This window comes from Flammeovirga pacifica (assembly GCF_000807855.2).
Lineage (GTDB): Bacteria > Bacteroidota > Bacteroidia > Cytophagales > Flammeovirgaceae > Flammeovirga > Flammeovirga pacifica.
In genome coordinates this window covers 475,721-491,691 of the sequence record NZ_JRYR02000001.1, presented here as the reverse complement: position 1 = coordinate 491,691, position 15,971 = coordinate 475,721, and the positions used below count along the sequence as shown (strand labels likewise).

The following is a 15,971-nucleotide window of genomic DNA, read 5'->3' as shown; positions in this document are numbered from 1 at the left end:
ATAGAAAAAAGAGTAATAGTTAGTTTTTGGGTTATATAAAAAGAGCTTGGAGTTTCTCCTAGCTCTTTTATTGTTTCGGTTTTTTCAAGGTTTATGACTCAAAATAAAATGTTAAAATATTTAACTTTATTAGCACCTAAAACTCAACCAGAATCACAATTATTCGCTTTTTTAATTATAACATTATTAAGAATAAGCACCTCAATTAATTTGAGTTAAGATATATAAAATAAAAGAGTAATAGTTAGTTTTTGGGTTATGTTAAAAAGAGCTTGGAGTTTCTCCTAGCTCTTTTATTGTTTCGGTTTTTCAAGGTTTATGACTCAAAATAAAATGTTAAAATATTTAACTTTATTAGCACGATATAGTCAACATATATTATTAACAGCCGTTTTTATAATTATAAACAATTAAAGAAAACACCTCAATATCAATTGAGTTAAGATATATAAAATAAAAGAGTAATAGTTAGTTTTTGGGTTATGATAAAAGAGTTTGTGGTTTCCATAAACTCTTTTTTGTGTTTTATCAAGATATCCTACTCTTTATATCAAAATATAATTATTCAAATAATGAATAATTATTCACTTTTATAGCCCTAAATATTGATATTATTACCCATAGATGACAATTGTATTAATTCATTTAGAAATTGTATTTATTATCGATAATCATGTTCTAAATCAAATATTAATTCATTAAATTGCGACCAATAATTTAAGATATGATATTCCTAAATGGAATAAACTAAATAATATACTATCACTTGTAACTCTATGTCAGCAGAACAAGCCATAACAGAATATAGGCCACTATTGTATGCTGTAGCCTACAGAATCCTTGGTGTCGCAAGCGACGCGGAAGATATGGTACAAGAAACATTCTTGAAGATCATGAGAGTAGACCTTTCAAAGATCGAAGACATCAAGAATTATTTAATAAAAACAATCACCAATACTTGCCTAAATCATCTTGACGCTTTAAAAAGAAAAAAAGAACATTTAGTTGATAATTGGTCTAATATCACTCACAATTTTCATTTTGATCCATTCGATCAATGGTCTAGTGATAAGGCTTCAGAAATTTCTGAAGGGTTAAAGAATATGATGAAAAGATTGAATGACTCAGAACTTGGAGTCTACCTTCTTAAAGAGGCCTTCAATTTAAATTATAATGAGATCACTGATATTGCTAAGAAAAAAGCAGATCACTGTCGTCAGCTATTTCATCGATCTAAAATGAAATTAGAAGACGGCAAGGATAAATTCAATGTAGATCCAGAAAAACACTTCCAGATTTATAAAAGATTCCAACAAGCTAATAAAGATGGAGAAGTGAGAAGCTTGGTTGATTTTATATTCGGAGATAAAAAATCAAAACAAAAAAGAAATTTGCCAAACAATAGTTAATCGCAATTTTAAATCTAAACAAGTAAATAAGATTTTATAAAGTATCTATTGCATTAACCGGACAATCTACACTTAATTGTAGTCTTTCATTATTAGGTATTTACGACCACAAAAGATCGTAAATACCTTTTTTTACACCTTAAAAGGTTGATTTAAAAGTATTTGATACACTTAACAAAAATGAAAAAGTAATGAAATTGACCACAAATAATGATTAATATCATTCCATAACAGAAGATACTAATATATGTTTGCAAGTGTAAATGATATGAACAATTAAAGTTCAAAGTCGTTTATACAAATAGTTAGAAAAAAATTATTTATTAATTTAATATTATATAACAATTATGTCAGCAATTAAAGTAGGTATCAACGGTTTTGGTCGTATTGGACGTTTTGTATTTCGTGCTTCAGTAGAAAGAGAAGATATCGAAGTAGTAGGTATCAATGACCTTATCGATGTTGAGTACATGGCTTATATGTTAAAGTACGATTCAACTCACGGACGTTTCAACGGTACAGTTGAGATCGTTGACGGTAACTTAGTTGTTAATGGTAAAACTGTTCGCGTTACAGCTGAGCGTAACCCTGAAGATTTGAAGTGGGACGCAGTTGGCGCTGAAGTAGTTGTTGAATCAACTGGTTTATTCTTAACTGACGAAACTGCTCGTAAGCACATCACTGCAGGTGCTAAGAAAGTTGTTATGTCTGCTCCTTCTAAAGACGCAACTCCAATGTTCGTTATGGGTGTAAACAACAACGAATATGCTGGTCAAGATGTTGTTTCTAACGCTTCTTGTACTACTAACTGTTTAGCTCCTATCGCTAAAGTTCTTAACGACAAGTGGGGTATCAAAGACGGTTTAATGACTACAGTTCACGCAACTACTGCAACTCAAAAAACAGTTGACGGTCCTTCAATGAAAGACTGGAGAGGTGGACGTGGTGCTGGTCAAAACATCATTCCTTCTTCTACTGGTGCTGCTAAAGCTGTAGGTAAAGTAATTCCTGCATTGAACGGTAAATTAACTGGTATGGCATTCCGTGTTCCAACTCCAGACGTTTCAGTAGTAGATTTAACTGTAAACTTAGAAAAACCAGCTACTTACGCTGAAATCTGTGCTGAAATGAAAAAAGCATCAGAAGGTGAATTAGCAGGTGTTCTTGGTTACACTGAGGATATGGTTGTTTCTAACGACTTCATTGGTGAGGTTCAAACTTCAGTATTTGATGCTAACGCTGGTATCGCTCTTACTGATACTTTCGTTAAAGTTGTATCTTGGTATGACAACGAAATCGGATACTCTAACAAAGTTCTTGATCTAGTAGCTCACATCTACAACGCATAATTGTAGATTGAAAATATAGATTTTATATTTAAGGGTAAATCTTCGGATTTACCCTTTTTTTATATGTATATGAAAAACTACAAACACATTTTATTACTTTTCCTTCTACCCTACTCTTTAATCGCTCAAGACAGTACTAAAGATCCACTTCAAAAATACTGGAAGTTAAGAGTAAATTTAAGTACCTATGTTGCTCAAAAAGAAGGTATCGATATTGACCCGAAATATATCTATTATGATTTCATGAATTTACCCATAGGTATACCATTTAATTATTTAGAATATATTCGGTTAGATAAATATCAATATGTAGACGTTGATAATGATAAACTGATATTACCTGCTTATCAGGCTTATATTGATATGAAAAAAGCAGGGAGTATCCACAATGCTATTATCAATATTAAATCATCTTACAGAAATAAAAGTACTCAGGTTTACATGATGAATAAGTACGGTGATCAACATGCTGAAAAACCTGGCTATTCGGAACATCATTTATTAACCACAATAGACATCAGGTATTGCGGTGAAAATACAAAGCTTTTCTTATGGCTGTTAACGCATGCCCATGAGTATGGATGGATACCTTCTTATTACTTTAGAAAAGACAGTCAAATCAGAAAAGAGGCTTGGCATTGGAGATTTGTTGGTAAAGATGCTGCTCAATGGTATAGATCTACATGGGAAAATGAATATAAAGCAGAAATTATACGCTTAGAGCACATTTAATCTTACTTTGTTATTAGATATAAAAAAAGGTGACCATCAGATCACCTTTTCTTATATTTTCTACTAGAAATTACAATGCTTTAGTAAAACAACGTTTTCTTTTATGTTGTATATGATCGTAATTTTTCCAGTTTTGAATTGCCTTTTGATTGGTTTCAAACATACCTGTAGTTTCCAAGTATTTGATTCCGTTCTCCTGCATTGTTCTTTGAAGCTCACCAACTAACATTACTCCTCCACCTAAACGTTGAAGTTTTGGATGAACAGCTGTTAAAAGGAAATCACATGTATCATTTTTCTTCAATGCTTGAAGTATATGATACCATCCGAAAGGCCAAATACTACCATTTGCTTTCTGAAGTGCTCTTGATAATGACGGCATGCCAATAACAAAGCCCATCATTTCATCTTCCTCTGATAATAATACCTTCACATACTTAGGCGATAATAATTTCAAGAACTTTTTCTTATAGTATTCTACCATATCTTTATCGAAAGAAATAACACTATAAAGATCTTTAAATGACTCTCCTAATAAGTTGAATATATCGTCTGCATAGGCTACTAATTCATCTGATGAGTTGAATGAAATAATTTTGGTTTTGGTTCTTCTCATCAAAAGAGCAGCACCTTTTTTACCTTTCTCAATTACTTCTTCATCTAATGTTAATCTAAATTCAATCCAATCGACTAATTTATCATAACCTAAAGCCTCTAAATGTTCCTTATAATAAGGTAAATGGTATTCTGAAGCAACTGACGGTAAATGATCATGTCCTTCGATCATCATACCTTGATGGTCAAGGTTGGTATATCCTAAAGGTCCAACAATACCAGTCATTCCTTTTTCTTTACCCCACTTTTCAGCAGTTTCTAATAAAGCTTGAACTACTTCTCTATCATCAGTAAATTCTAACCTAGTAAAACGCACATTATTTTCGTCCGCTTTCTCATTATACTTGTGGTTGATGATCGCACCTATTCTACCTACACATTTTCCATCTTTATAGGCTAGCCAAAATTCTGTATCACAAAATTTCACAAATGGGTTATCTGAAGAAAATATAGATAATTCATCCTTTTTAATTGGGGGCACCCAATATTTACTTCCTTTATATAAATCAAATTGGATATTTACGAATTCCTTTTGATCTTTTTTTGTCGTTACTTTGCGTATATCCAGACTCATAATCTATCTATAAATTCCTAGAATTTTGTACGTATTATTTTGATTGTCTTGCAATTTATAACCTTTTATAGAATCATATTAATATAAGGTGGAAAAGTTATATTTAACTTGATCTTTTTTAAGATTCTAACCATAATCCTAATATTTTTTAGCTTAATGAATAAATTTTACTGCATAATCGTACTCATTTTATTTTGCGGTTGTTCCCACAAGAAAAAATCGAATCAAAAAGAAGTTGGAACTATCGCTTCTCAAGCCATGATTTCAACTGCTCATCCTTTAGCTTCTCAAATTGGTTTAAACATTTTAAAAAAAGGTGGTAATGCTTTTGATGCCGCAATTGCAACTCAATTTGCATTAGCTGTTGCCTACCCAAGAGCAGGCAATATTGGAGGTGGTGGATTTATGGTGTATAGAAAATCAAATGCTGAAGTTGGAAGTTTAGATTTTAGAGAAAAAGCACCTCAACTAGCTTCTAAAAATATGTATTTAGACGATTCAGGAAATCCAATCAAAGATCTTTCATTAAAAGGTGCTTTGGCCATAGGAGTACCCGGAACTGTTGATGGGATGGTTCAAATACATCAAAAGCTTGGATCACTACCTTGGGAAGATTTATTACAACCAGCCATAGATCTAGCCTTAGAAGGGGTTGTTTTAACAGAAGCTGAAGCAAACAAAATCAATCAATATATCACTGATTTCCAACAAGTAAATTTAAGGCCTATCCCCTTTACTAAAAATAATACATGGAAAAAAGGAGAGCGTATCATATATACATCATTGGCAAATACCTTAAAAATCATTCAAAAAAATAAAAGAGATGGATTCTATAAAGGAGAAATAGCACAACATATTCTTCAATCCATGAAAAAACACAGGGGTATTATCCAACAAAATGATTTAGATGCTTATTCTTCTAAATGGAGAAAGCCCGTTCAGGTTTCCTTTCAAGACTCTCTTCAGTTAATTAGTATGCCTCCACCCTCTTCTGGTGGTATAGCTTTAGCTCAAATTTTAAAGAGTTTAGATGAAATTGATAGTTTCAGAATGTCATTTAATGATGTCGAATGGGTACACACCTTAGTAGAACTTGAAAGAAGGGCCTATGCAGATAGATCAACACATCTCGGAGATGCTGATTTTATAGATGTACCTCAAGAGTGGTTACTTTCTGACAATTATATTAAAAGTCGGTTAAGTAATTTTGATCCTCATAAAGCAACTCCTTCTCAAGAAATTAAAGCAGGAAGTGTACAAACAATTGAAAGTTTTGAAACCACTCACTTTTCTATTGTAGATAAATACAAAAATGCAGTTTCTATTACCACTACTCTCAACGGAAATTTCGGTAGTAAATTATATGTAGAAAATGCTGGCTTCTTCTTAAATAATGAAATGGATGATTTTAGTATTAAACCAGGGGTTCCTAATCAATTTGGTTTAGTGGGTGGAAGGGCTAATGAAATCACTCCAGAGAAAAGAATGTTATCCAGTATGACTCCAAGTATAGTTCTAAAAAATAATGAACTATTTCTAGTAGTAGGAACGCCAGGCGGATCAACTATTATCACCTCTGTTTTACAAACAATTTTGAATGTAACACAATTTGGAATGAGTATGCAAGAAGCAGTTAATGCTAAAAAATTCCATTCTCAATGGCTTCCTGATAAAATTTATTATGAAGATGGTGCTTTAAACACTACAACAATTAAACAGTTAGAATCGATGGGGCATCAACTAGAAAAAACGGAACAATTGGGTAAAATGGATTGTATTTTAATTGTAAATGATTCTACGATAGAAGGTGCTTCTGATGTTAAAAGAGGCGATGGAAGGGCATTAGGGTACTAAATATGTTTAAAAATGTTAAAAAATGAACCATAAATGTAAAAAATACACTAATGATTTGCGTAATAACTACACTTTTACTTCTTTTGTAATACCGATAAACAATATAGTAATAACACAATGCTAGATCAGGAGATTTTGAGAACGTCTCTTGATTGTTTGAAACACACAATCGCACACACAACACTAGAAAAAGCAGATCAATTATGATCTGCTTTTTTTTTGCTCTTATTTTCTCTTTTTAAATGACCAAGTAAAATAAAATGTCGATACTAATTGTCCATCTGGCATTCTACCTTCCGTTTTCATTTTCACTTCTACGGCTTCACCTGATGAATACGCCTTCTCAATTCCTTTTTGAACTAACCCTCCATCTTCACAAGTAAATGTTACTTTAGCAGTGGCTTTCTTTACGAATTTAGCTTCCATATCTACTATAATGAAAGCTATAGTTTTTAAATGATCACTTAAATGCAACATACCAAGTGCAGCTGTTGATAATTCAGCTGCCATACTTTGAGCTGCGAAATATGTTGACTTAAAAGGATTCTTATTCAAAAATTTATAGGGCAATGAAGTTTCACATACCTTACCTTCTAAAGATTCTAGCTTCATACCTGCAATAAATCCCAAAGGGACTTGAGTTAAAGTAAACACCCTAAATTTAAAAGGGTTGAGCATTTTTGCGGCAAATTTCTTCTGTGCTTTACTGAGTTCTACAATATCCATATTAGATGATATTTGATTCATGTGCTGTTTGGTTATCAATAATAAGTGAATAGTTACTTTTACAATGTAACAATAAAAATACACATTCTTAAATAATTGTTAAGCAACTTAAGTCATAATTCGGTTCAAAATCACGTTCACAAATATTATTACTAATAGTTAAACTTTCTTTAATCAAACGCGGTTTAATTAGGTAGCTCTTAAAAAAAATTAAACACTATTGTTATGACTATATTCCTTACTATTTATTTAATCGTTGCTAATGTTGCTGTTATTCTTAAATGCTACCAACTGTTTTTAAGAAAGATGTTAGTTCAAAATGCTTTTGCTGCTTTAGCTGTAATAATCTTTGCTTTAGTCTCTGTTGACGTTTTCTTTTACGGTCAGTTGACTAACGGTTATGGAAATTTCATGTCGATGAATATTTAATAAGGTAATGTTCTTAGTATCCTTTTTTTACTTTATTCATTTATATGTACATTTGAATATGTTGAAAGGATTATTTGTATGATCAAAACAAGACCATACAGGTAAATTTAAAACCTATTTATATGTTACCTCAAACGGAACTTAAAAAGCAGATGGTTGACAAAAAAAATCATAGTATTTCTTTAGTTAATGATAATGCTCCAAAAGAAATTAAAGAAAATGCTCACATTTTAGATGATCATTTTGATATGGGGTACGCATACAGTATTAGTAAATTACTTATTCAATTTATTAATGATGGTTACTTTAGAATTAAGTTTATAGGTTTTGATGAATTACCACAAAGAAATAACCCCGATGCTCCATTAATTTATGCGAGTAATCATTCTGGAATGGCTTTCCCTTGGGATGCCATTTCTTTTGTTTCTGGACTTTTCGAAAAAAGTGATTTTAATCTAAAAAATTCTGTTAGAGCGATTACAGCCCCTGCCCTATCTAGAAGTAAGTTTATGAATCCTTTTATTCTTCCTAATTTCTGGAAAAAACTAGGTGCTTTAGACGCTACTTGGCTGAATTACGAAACAGCTATGCATACCAATGCAAGTAATGTTTTAGTATACCCCGAAGGTGTTCCTGGTATTGGTAAAGGGTTTGATAATAAATATACGCTTCAGAGATTGGCTACTTCTACTCTTAGAATGAGTATCAAGTATAAAACAGACATTATACCTTTCGCTACTGTTAATGGAGAATATATCAACCCCTTTAGTTACAGTGTTTCTATAATCAATGATTTTGTTCAAAAGTTGGGTATACCATTTTTACCGCTTGGTTTCATGACTACAATGATACCTATCCAACCTTGGCTATTCTATTTTGCCTTCCCTGCTAATTTAACTTTTGTGAGAGGAAAAAGAATTAGTCCTTATAAAATGATTGGAGAAAAAAATATTGAGGATATCTCGGAAGAGGAAATATATGAATTAAGCGAAAAGATTCATGATCAAATGCAGATTGAATTAGATAAGGCAGTTGAACTTTATGGTCAAAAACCCTATAATTTGATGGACTTATTAGAAGTAAATACTAAAAATATTGGTAGAGCTTTTAAATTTTTCCCAGCATTATGGCCTATCATTTTTAAACAACATTTCAACAGTTTTAATCAACTTAAAAAAGAGTTAACAAAAGAACAGGAATATCCTAAAGAATTTGAGAAACAATTAGAATTAGTTAAACCTGAGGTTGATAAACAAAAGGAATTAGATATTTCCGTATCTTCGGTCGTAGATACTTTGATGGAAAATCCAGAAATATTATTGTTCTACACACCTGTAGCAGGATTATTGCATATTTTCTCATCAAAATAGTTTCCCTCAATTAATCTAGATATGAATAAAAAACTAGCAATAGCTTTAATTACAATATTTATTATCATCCTTGGAGGTGGTATGTATATGTATTCTATGAAAGATACTCCGGAAGTGACTTTTTTAGAAATAAAAAATGCAATAGATAATAAAAATGTTGAAGAATTTAATAAATATGTAGACACTGATGCCGTTCTAGAAAGCATTGTAGATCAATACGTTGCTTATCAATTAGATAAAAATAACGGCGAAATGGATATTTCTATTGGGTTATTAGCAATGATGAAACCTGCCATTATCTCTGCTGTAAAAGAACAAGTTGAAAATGGCATACTTTCAGGTGATATAAGCTTACCAAATACAGTAGAAGGAGTTAGTGCCGATGTAATCGGTCTTTTAGCTTTAGCTAATGGCAACGGTGCAAATTACAAAGGAATTAAAACAAGAGACGTTTCTGATACACAAGCAAGTTTGACGTTACAAATTCAGTTAGACAACACCGATGTAGTCAACGATCTTGTGATAAAATTAAGAAAGGTGGAAAATCATTGGCAGATATTTGATGTTCAAAAATTAGGTAAAATATTAGATACCTATAATGCCAGCCAAAAATAATAAGCTTTTCTAATGTAAAATAGGTGATCAATTTTAGAATTGATCACCTATTTTTTTGAAAAAAAATTGAACGTTATAGTCTATCTCATGTCTATTTAAACCTTTTAGATACTACTAAAGATTTATTATTCCCTTCGACCCAATCATAAAAACCTTCTCCTGATTTTACTCCTAAAATCCCTGCCTCTACCATATTTACTAGCAACGGACTTGGTGCATATTTATCATCACCTAGGCCATCTTGTAATACTCTCATAATAGATAAGCATACGTCCAAGCCAATAAAATCAGCCAATTGTAAAGGCCCCATTGGGTGAGCCATACCCAGTTTCATTATGGTATCTATTTCCTCTACTCCTGCTACTCCATTTTGAAGAGATATAATCGCTTCATTAATCATTGGCATTAGAATTCTGTTAGCTACGAAACCCGCATAATCGTTAGCAGGTACAGGTACTTTACCAATGGATTTAGACATTTCAACAACAGCATCAGTTGTATCTGTTGATGTTAAATAACCATTGATCACCTCAACCAATTTCATCATTGGTACTGGGTTCATAAAATGCATCCCAATTACTTGTTCTGGACGTTTTGTAACCGCTCCAATTTTTGTAATAGAAATAGAGGATGTATTTGAAGCTAAAATGGTATGACTTGGAGTAAGTTCATCCAACTGTTTAAAAATAGACAATTTGATATCTATATTTTCAGAAGCAGCTTCAACCACTAAATCTGCATTACTTACCCCCTCTTTCATGTCTGTGTAAGTAGATAGATTATCAAGAGTAGCTTTTTTGGTTTCTTCTGATATCTTCTCCTTTGCAAGCAATCGATCTAGGTTCTTATTGATCGTTTTTAGTGCTTTTTCTAATGCTTCATTCGAAATATCAACCAAGGATACTTTGTAACCACTTTGTGCAAAGACATGAGCAATACCATTACCCATTGTCCCTGAACCAATTACAGAGATGTTTTTCATATGATGTGTTTATGTTTATTGGTCTATATCATTCTATATTTTATATATGAATGATTATTCAGTTAATTAATATTACCTCAAATAAAAACAAAAAGCGATGAACTTCCGAAGAAATCCATCGCTTTTTTATATTCTGAATAAAGAATAATCTTTATATCAATTACTCTGATTTAGCCGCTGCTTTAGAAATCCAGCTTTCTACCAAATCTTTAGAAGGGTTTGGTATCTGCTTTAATTTCAATTTCTTTTTCATACCGATAAAATCGTTCATAAGTTTACCAGCAACTTTATCTGCAAGATCTTCAATCATATAGAAACCTAATTTGTGCATCACAGGAATTAAATCCTTTTCAACACCAATAGCTGTCCATGATTCTTCAGAAGAAGCCTCAGGCCATTTTTCAGGACGCATTTGAGGGAAGAATAATACTTCTTGAATAGAGGCATTATTAGTTAACATCATTACAAGACGGTCAATACCAATACCCAAACCAGATGTTGGAGGCATACCGTATTCTAATGCTCTAAGGAAATCTTGGTCGATAAACATTGCTTCGTCATCACCTGCTTCCATTAACTTCATTTGCTCTTCAAAACGCTCTCTTTGATCAATTGGGTCGTTCAACTCAGAATAAGCATTTGCTACTTCTTTACCGTTAACCATTAACTCAAAACGTTCTGTTAATTCAGGATTATCGCGGTGACGCTTACACAATGGAGACATCTCAACAGGATAATCAGTAATAAATGTTGGTTGGATATAGTTCCCCTCACATTTTTCACCAAAGATCTCATCAATCAATTTACCTTTACCCATTGTTTCATCGTGCTCGATGCCTAATTCATCACAGAAAACACGTAATTCTTCAACAGATTTACCATTGATATCTTTACCTGTATGTTCCATAATTGCTTCTGCCATAGTCACACGACGGTAAGGTGCTTTGAATGAAATTTCATTCTCTCCAACTTTAGCCTCCGTTGTACCATTTGCAGCAACAGCAACATGCTCTAAACACTGTTCAGTAAATTCCATCATCCAGTTGTAATCTTTGTAAGCTACATAGATTTCAACAGCTGTAAATTCAGGGTTATGCGTTCTATCCATACCTTCGTTACGGAAATTACGAGAGAACTCATATACACCATCGAATCCACCAACGATCAAACGCTTTAAATAAAGCTCATTGGCAATTCTTAAGTACAATGGAATGTCCAAAGCATTATGGTGAGTAATAAACGGACTTGCCGCTGCTCCACCAGGAATACCTTGTAATACTGGCGTATCTACTTCTAAATGACCGTGATCATTGAAGAATTTACGCATAGCATTAATGATCTTTGTTCTTTTTAAGAACGTTTCTTTAACGCCTTTATTAACAACCAAATCAACGTAACGTTGACGGTATCTTAATTCTGGATCAGTAAATGCATCGTGAACAGTTTCGTTACCGTCCTCGTCTTTAGTAGTCTTAACAGCAGGAAGAGGTTTCAAAGATTTTGATAAAACCTTCAAGCTTTTAGCATGAATACTGATTTCACCAACTTGAGTTTTGAATACAAAACCCTCGATTCCAATAAAGTCGCCACGGTCCAATAGTTTCTTGAACACCTTATTGTACATCGTCTTGTCTTCACCTGGACAAATTTCGTCTCTAGCAATATACACCTGAATTCTTCCAGATGCATCCTGAAGTTCTGCAAAAGAGGCTTTACCCATTTCACGAACACTCATAAGACGACCAGCAATAGATATTGTACCATAATCGTTTGGTCTGCGTTCAAAGTTTTCTAAAATATCTTTAGCAGAAACGTTTACGTCATATTTTGCCGCTGGATATGGATCAATTCCAAGATCCATTATTTGTTGTCTTTTCTCTCTACGGAGTACTTCCTGTTCACTAAGAATTTGCATTATCGAATGTTTTATTCTTTTGATATAGCTACCATAAGCTACATAATTTCAATCTGCGAAAATAATAGATTTAATTTGAAATTTGATGTATTTCAAAAAAAATACTAGGCACTTTATATCATATTTAAAACTTATTTGATATAAAGTGCCTAGTAACTCTAATTTGATACCTTTAAAAAATCATTTTTAAGATTCTAAAGTAGAAACTTCTTCTTCTTTTTCATTTCTTTTCGAAAAGAGAAAAATGATTGCTCCAGAAGTGAAGAACATAATTAATGAGTAAACACCTGCAGCAATGGATAAATCTACTCTATTCATAATTCCAATTGCTATCGTGATTGCCATTGTTCCATTTTGAATACCTGTCTCCACAGAAATAGATGTAGCTTGTGCCTTATTTAATTTAAACAAACGACTCACTCCATAACCCATCAACATAGTAATAACATTTAAAGCCAACGTAGCGATTCCTGCTTGAGAAAAATACTCAATCACATTATCTCTTTCTTTCACAACAATACCTACAATCATGATTATTAATATAACGGCTGAAGCAATTTTTGTTGGTTTTGCCATTTTATGCGCAAAATTAGGAAGATACTTTCTAATCGTCATTCCTAATACAATTGGTACAACACTTACAATCATAATTTTTTTGATTGTCTCTGGTACATCAAGCATAATATTCTGATCTTGACTCATAAAAAATGACGTCCCAAAATTGATTACAAATGGTATTGTCAAAATTGTCAAGAAACTACTGATAGCTGTTAATGACACTGATAATGCTGTATCTCCTTTAGCTAAGTGTGTAATTAAGTTAGAAGTTGGTCCACCCGGACAGGCCGCTAGAATCATTAATCCGACAGCAATAAAAGAAGGTAATGCTAAAACATAAGCAATACCAAAAGCAACCAATGGTAAACCTATAATTTGTAAAACTAAACCTAAAAAAACAGGAAGTGGTTTCTTTACTATTCTTTTAAAATCATTAGGTACTAAAGACAAGCCCATACCTAACATAATGACAGCAAGGCATAAACCTAAGATGATAGTGCTTAAGTTATTCATAGATAAAAATTAAACGATGAGAAAAATTAACTACTTGGTAAAAAAATAATCAAAAATGCCTAAGGTTAAAAAAAAGTCCCTTTTTTAGCATTTTAAATGATAACAATTGTAAATAAATTAGAAAGAATCGAAAAATCAAAAATAAAGATTAATGAAAGCAACTGATTTATTAAACCGTCGTTTGTTTATACTATAACAAAAAATAAAAAAATATGACCATCAGTTTGCTAAAGTATATTTCTGATGTAAAATCTGAAATCAAATTCTGGACGAATGAGATTACTTTTTACATTAATGAGATAAAGCTTTCAAACGATCGTATTGACTTGTATTTAACAAGATCAGTTGATGAATACCAGCAACAAAAACTCAACACTTTCAAAATAAATAATGAAAGAATAGTTGGGAAAATTAATAATATACTTGCTGAGATTGACGATTTTGACGATTCATTATTAACCATGAACAACAATACAATAGTTACTGACGATACGTTTGAAAAATACAGTTATTTTAAAGAAAAGTTAGATATTATTGTCAATGAATACATGGCAATCAAAGACAAATTTGTAAGGTTTACTATTTCAACCATGAAATAGAAAAGATATTAAAATTATGAAGCCACTTGGGTATTATGTAACTCAAGTGGCTTTGCTTTTTTATAAGATTACAATGTACCTTCCGAAAGTAGTCGGTACACCTCTTTTACATCCTTATCGCTACCAAATTTAGTTTCTAAAGGTTCAGGAAGTCTTTTTACCCAGATTTTTAATTCTGAATCTGCATCAAAGTTACCTTTAGTTTCCATAGAAAATAGTTCTATATTTTTATATGGAATAGATAGAAGTTCCGATTTTTTACCTGTGATCCCTTGCTTATCGACTACGATAAGTCGCTTATTAGTAAAAATCCATTGATCTCTTACTAATTTGTAGGCGCTCACAAATTCTTCGTCAGAAGCTAGAACAAAACCAAATTGTTCTTTTACGTCTTCAATATCGTGAGAAGACACATTACCCATTAGGGTATTAAATAATCCCATTTGCTTAGTTTTTGAATAAAAAAAAGATGCTCAATTGAAGTTAAGCATCTTTTCTGAATTATTATTTCTTTTATGAATTAATCTTCTTCGACATAGTTATACATCTGTTTCTTTTGTTCTTTCTCCTCTACTTTCTTCTCCTCTTTGATGTCGACTTTGATCTTGTATTTCTTTTTACGAAGTTCTTCATCTCTTATCTTCTTTTCTTCACAAGTTCCAGCCCACCAATGTCCTACTAAACCTTTGTAGGCTTGATAAGGATTTTTGTAATCTTTTCCATCACAACCACAAACAGGATCATCAGTAAAATCAAAAGATACTTTTCTATTGTCATTTTCATCGAAGTTACAAGACATAGCTCTTAGAGTTTCAATATCTCTTTGTGCTAATGGTATTTGAAGACTCATTGTTCTAGAACATTTTGTTGGATAGTACAATGACTTATCGAAATCATATGGTCGAGCATATACTAAATATTCTTCATTTTCAAAAAACACAAAATCACATGAACTATAACCTGCTCTAATGTATACCTTTCTTTTAGGATATAAAGCTCCTTTCCAATACTCAGATACTACTAACCCAACTCTATCATATCCTTCATCCGTAGTTTCAACTTCAAAAACTTTGGCAATAAATACTGCTTCCGATTCATTATAAGAATCTTCTACAGATAATGACTGACGTACACAGTCACATGGAATGTATTCATCTTCTCTCCACTCACCTTGTTCGGTATCTCCATTAGGGTACAACATGATTCCTTTACCATGTCTTTTGCCAAACTTCCACTCTCCTATATATTGTGCTCCATTAGGGTACCAATGTTGTCCTTCCCCATCTACTTGATTATTTTTCCAAGTACCTTCATGTCGTTCTCCATTTACGGTAACTAAAACTCCTCTACCATGCATTTTCCCATCTAAGAACCCACCTTGGTAAATATCTCCGTTGGCCCAAGTATATACACCTGCTCCAAATGGTTGACCTTTAAAAAAGTTACCTACATATTTATTTCCATTGGCAAATTTTAAAGTTCCTCGTCCTTCCATCAGATCATTTCTCCATTTCCCTTGGTAAACAGTTCCGTCTTCCCAAGTGTAAGTGCCAGATCCATGACGTTTCCCTTCACCATTAAATTGTCCAATATATTTATCATTATCAGGGTTATCACTTATATCTTGAGCGAAAAGAGTAGATAAACCTAAAAAAATGAATGAAATAAAAATTGTTAGCGTTTTATTAAACATCCTTATGTAATTTTATACGTTGAATTCAAGAAAGCAAA

Annotated in this window: 15 protein-coding genes; 8 read left to right on the top strand and 7 right to left on the bottom strand. The window is 32.2% G+C overall.

Annotated features, from left to right (window positions below):
* The first annotated feature begins 776 nt into the window (after positions 1 to 776).
* From NH26_RS01885 to NH26_RS01875, 3 genes are all read left to right on the top strand, one after another.
* Positions 777 to 1,409: a sigma-70 family RNA polymerase sigma factor gene (locus NH26_RS01885; protein WP_052432191.1), complete on the top strand. Its 633-nt coding sequence runs from the start codon at positions 777 to 779 to the stop codon at positions 1,407 to 1,409.
* Positions 1,410 to 1,756: 347 nt separating this feature from the next.
* A complete protein-coding gene (gap, locus tag NH26_RS01880) occupies positions 1,757 to 2,758 on the top strand; it encodes a type I glyceraldehyde-3-phosphate dehydrogenase (RefSeq protein WP_044226738.1) in 1,002 nt (333 codons plus the stop codon).
* Positions 2,759 to 2,827: 69 nt separating this feature from the next.
* Positions 2,828 to 3,490 (top strand): M15 family metallopeptidase, encoded by a 663-nt coding sequence (locus NH26_RS01875; protein WP_158021863.1) that lies wholly within the window; start codon positions 2,828 to 2,830, stop codon positions 3,488 to 3,490.
* Between the two features lie 70 nt (positions 3,491 to 3,560).
* Here NH26_RS01875 and NH26_RS01870 read toward each other — a convergent pair whose 3' ends face one another.
* Positions 3,561 to 4,679: a hypothetical protein gene (locus NH26_RS01870; RefSeq protein WP_044226744.1), complete on the bottom strand. Its 1,119-nt coding sequence runs from the start codon at positions 4,677 to 4,679 to the stop codon at positions 3,561 to 3,563.
* A gap of 156 nt (positions 4,680 to 4,835) precedes the next feature.
* On the opposite strand from NH26_RS01870, the gene ggt reads away from it, so the two are divergent.
* A complete protein-coding gene (gene ggt, locus NH26_RS01865; protein ID WP_044226747.1) occupies positions 4,836 to 6,533 on the top strand; it encodes a gamma-glutamyltransferase in 1,698 nt (565 codons plus the stop codon).
* A gap of 225 nt (positions 6,534 to 6,758) precedes the next feature.
* Here the strand turns inward: ggt and NH26_RS01860 are convergent, their stop codons facing one another.
* Positions 6,759 to 7,280, bottom strand: a complete 522-nt coding sequence (locus tag NH26_RS01860; protein WP_052432192.1) for a DUF4442 domain-containing protein — start codon at positions 7,278 to 7,280, stop codon at positions 6,759 to 6,761.
* 204 nt (positions 7,281 to 7,484) lie between these two features.
* Between NH26_RS01860 and NH26_RS01855 the strand changes: the two genes are divergently transcribed.
* The 3 genes from NH26_RS01855 to NH26_RS01845 all read left to right on the top strand — a co-directional run bounded on the left by NH26_RS01855 (position 7,485) and on the right by NH26_RS01845 (position 9,673).
* Positions 7,485 to 7,688: a hypothetical protein gene (locus NH26_RS01855; protein ID WP_044226749.1), complete on the top strand. Its 204-nt coding sequence runs from the start codon at positions 7,485 to 7,487 to the stop codon at positions 7,686 to 7,688.
* A gap of 122 nt (positions 7,689 to 7,810) precedes the next feature.
* Positions 7,811 to 9,058, top strand: a complete 1,248-nt coding sequence (locus NH26_RS01850; protein ID WP_052432193.1) for a lysophospholipid acyltransferase family protein — start codon at positions 7,811 to 7,813, stop codon at positions 9,056 to 9,058.
* Between the two features lie 21 nt (positions 9,059 to 9,079).
* Positions 9,080 to 9,673, top strand: a complete 594-nt coding sequence (locus NH26_RS01845; protein WP_044226752.1) for a DUF2939 domain-containing protein — start codon at positions 9,080 to 9,082, stop codon at positions 9,671 to 9,673.
* A 91-nt stretch (positions 9,674 to 9,764) separates the two neighbouring features.
* Here the strand turns inward: NH26_RS01845 and NH26_RS01840 are convergent, their stop codons facing one another.
* From NH26_RS01840 to NH26_RS01830, 3 genes are all read right to left on the bottom strand, one after another.
* Positions 9,765 to 10,655, bottom strand: coding sequence for a 3-hydroxyacyl-CoA dehydrogenase family protein (locus tag NH26_RS01840; RefSeq protein WP_044226755.1), 891 nt, complete (start codon positions 10,653 to 10,655; stop codon positions 9,765 to 9,767).
* A gap of 160 nt (positions 10,656 to 10,815) precedes the next feature.
* Entirely contained in the window at positions 10,816 to 12,570 is a 1,755-nt protein-coding gene (gene lysS, locus NH26_RS01835; protein ID WP_044226757.1) for a lysine--tRNA ligase, read from the bottom strand.
* Positions 12,571 to 12,756: 186 nt separating this feature from the next.
* A complete protein-coding gene (locus NH26_RS01830; RefSeq protein ID WP_044226759.1) occupies positions 12,757 to 13,641 on the bottom strand; it encodes a bile acid:sodium symporter family protein in 885 nt (294 codons plus the stop codon).
* Between the two features lie 212 nt (positions 13,642 to 13,853).
* Here NH26_RS01830 and NH26_RS01825 point away from each other — a divergent pair, with 212 nt between their 5' ends.
* Entirely contained in the window at positions 13,854 to 14,240 is a 387-nt protein-coding gene (locus NH26_RS01825; protein WP_044226762.1) for a hypothetical protein, read from the top strand.
* A gap of 68 nt (positions 14,241 to 14,308) precedes the next feature.
* On the opposite strand, the gene NH26_RS01820 is transcribed toward NH26_RS01825, so the two are convergent.
* Positions 14,309 to 14,683, bottom strand: a complete 375-nt coding sequence (locus NH26_RS01820; protein ID WP_044226765.1) for a PH domain-containing protein — start codon at positions 14,681 to 14,683, stop codon at positions 14,309 to 14,311.
* 77 nt (positions 14,684 to 14,760) lie between these two features.
* Positions 14,761 to 15,933, bottom strand: coding sequence for a hypothetical protein (locus NH26_RS01815; RefSeq protein WP_052432194.1), 1,173 nt, complete (start codon positions 15,931 to 15,933; stop codon positions 14,761 to 14,763).
* Positions 15,934 to 15,971 lie beyond the last annotated feature (38 nt).

Coding starts and splice junctions, on each gene's coding strand:
- NH26_RS01885 (WP_052432191.1), top strand. CDS start 777: ATGTCAGCAGAACAAGCCATAACAGAATATAGGCCACTATTGTATGCT.
- gap (WP_044226738.1), top strand. CDS start 1,757: ATGTCAGCAATTAAAGTAGGTATCAACGGTTTTGGTCGTATTGGACGT.
- NH26_RS01875 (WP_158021863.1), top strand. CDS start 2,828: ATGAAAAACTACAAACACATTTTATTACTTTTCCTTCTACCCTACTCT.
- NH26_RS01870 (WP_044226744.1), bottom strand. CDS start 4,679: ATGAGTCTGGATATACGCAAAGTAACGACAAAAAAAGATCAAAAGGAA.
- ggt (WP_044226747.1), top strand. CDS start 4,836: ATGAATAAATTTTACTGCATAATCGTACTCATTTTATTTTGCGGTTGT.
- NH26_RS01860 (WP_052432192.1), bottom strand. CDS start 7,280: ATGAATCAAATATCATCTAATATGGATATTGTAGAACTCAGTAAAGCA.
- NH26_RS01855 (WP_044226749.1), top strand. CDS start 7,485: ATGACTATATTCCTTACTATTTATTTAATCGTTGCTAATGTTGCTGTT.
- NH26_RS01850 (WP_052432193.1), top strand. CDS start 7,811: ATGTTACCTCAAACGGAACTTAAAAAGCAGATGGTTGACAAAAAAAAT.
- NH26_RS01845 (WP_044226752.1), top strand. CDS start 9,080: ATGAATAAAAAACTAGCAATAGCTTTAATTACAATATTTATTATCATC.
- NH26_RS01840 (WP_044226755.1), bottom strand. CDS start 10,655: ATGAAAAACATCTCTGTAATTGGTTCAGGGACAATGGGTAATGGTATT.
- lysS (WP_044226757.1), bottom strand. CDS start 12,570: ATGCAAATTCTTAGTGAACAGGAAGTACTCCGTAGAGAGAAAAGACAA.
- NH26_RS01830 (WP_044226759.1), bottom strand. CDS start 13,641: ATGAATAACTTAAGCACTATCATCTTAGGTTTATGCCTTGCTGTCATT.
- NH26_RS01825 (WP_044226762.1), top strand. CDS start 13,854: ATGACCATCAGTTTGCTAAAGTATATTTCTGATGTAAAATCTGAAATC.
- NH26_RS01820 (WP_044226765.1), bottom strand. CDS start 14,683: ATGGGATTATTTAATACCCTAATGGGTAATGTGTCTTCTCACGATATT.
- NH26_RS01815 (WP_052432194.1), bottom strand. CDS start 15,933: ATGTTTAATAAAACGCTAACAATTTTTATTTCATTCATTTTTTTAGGT.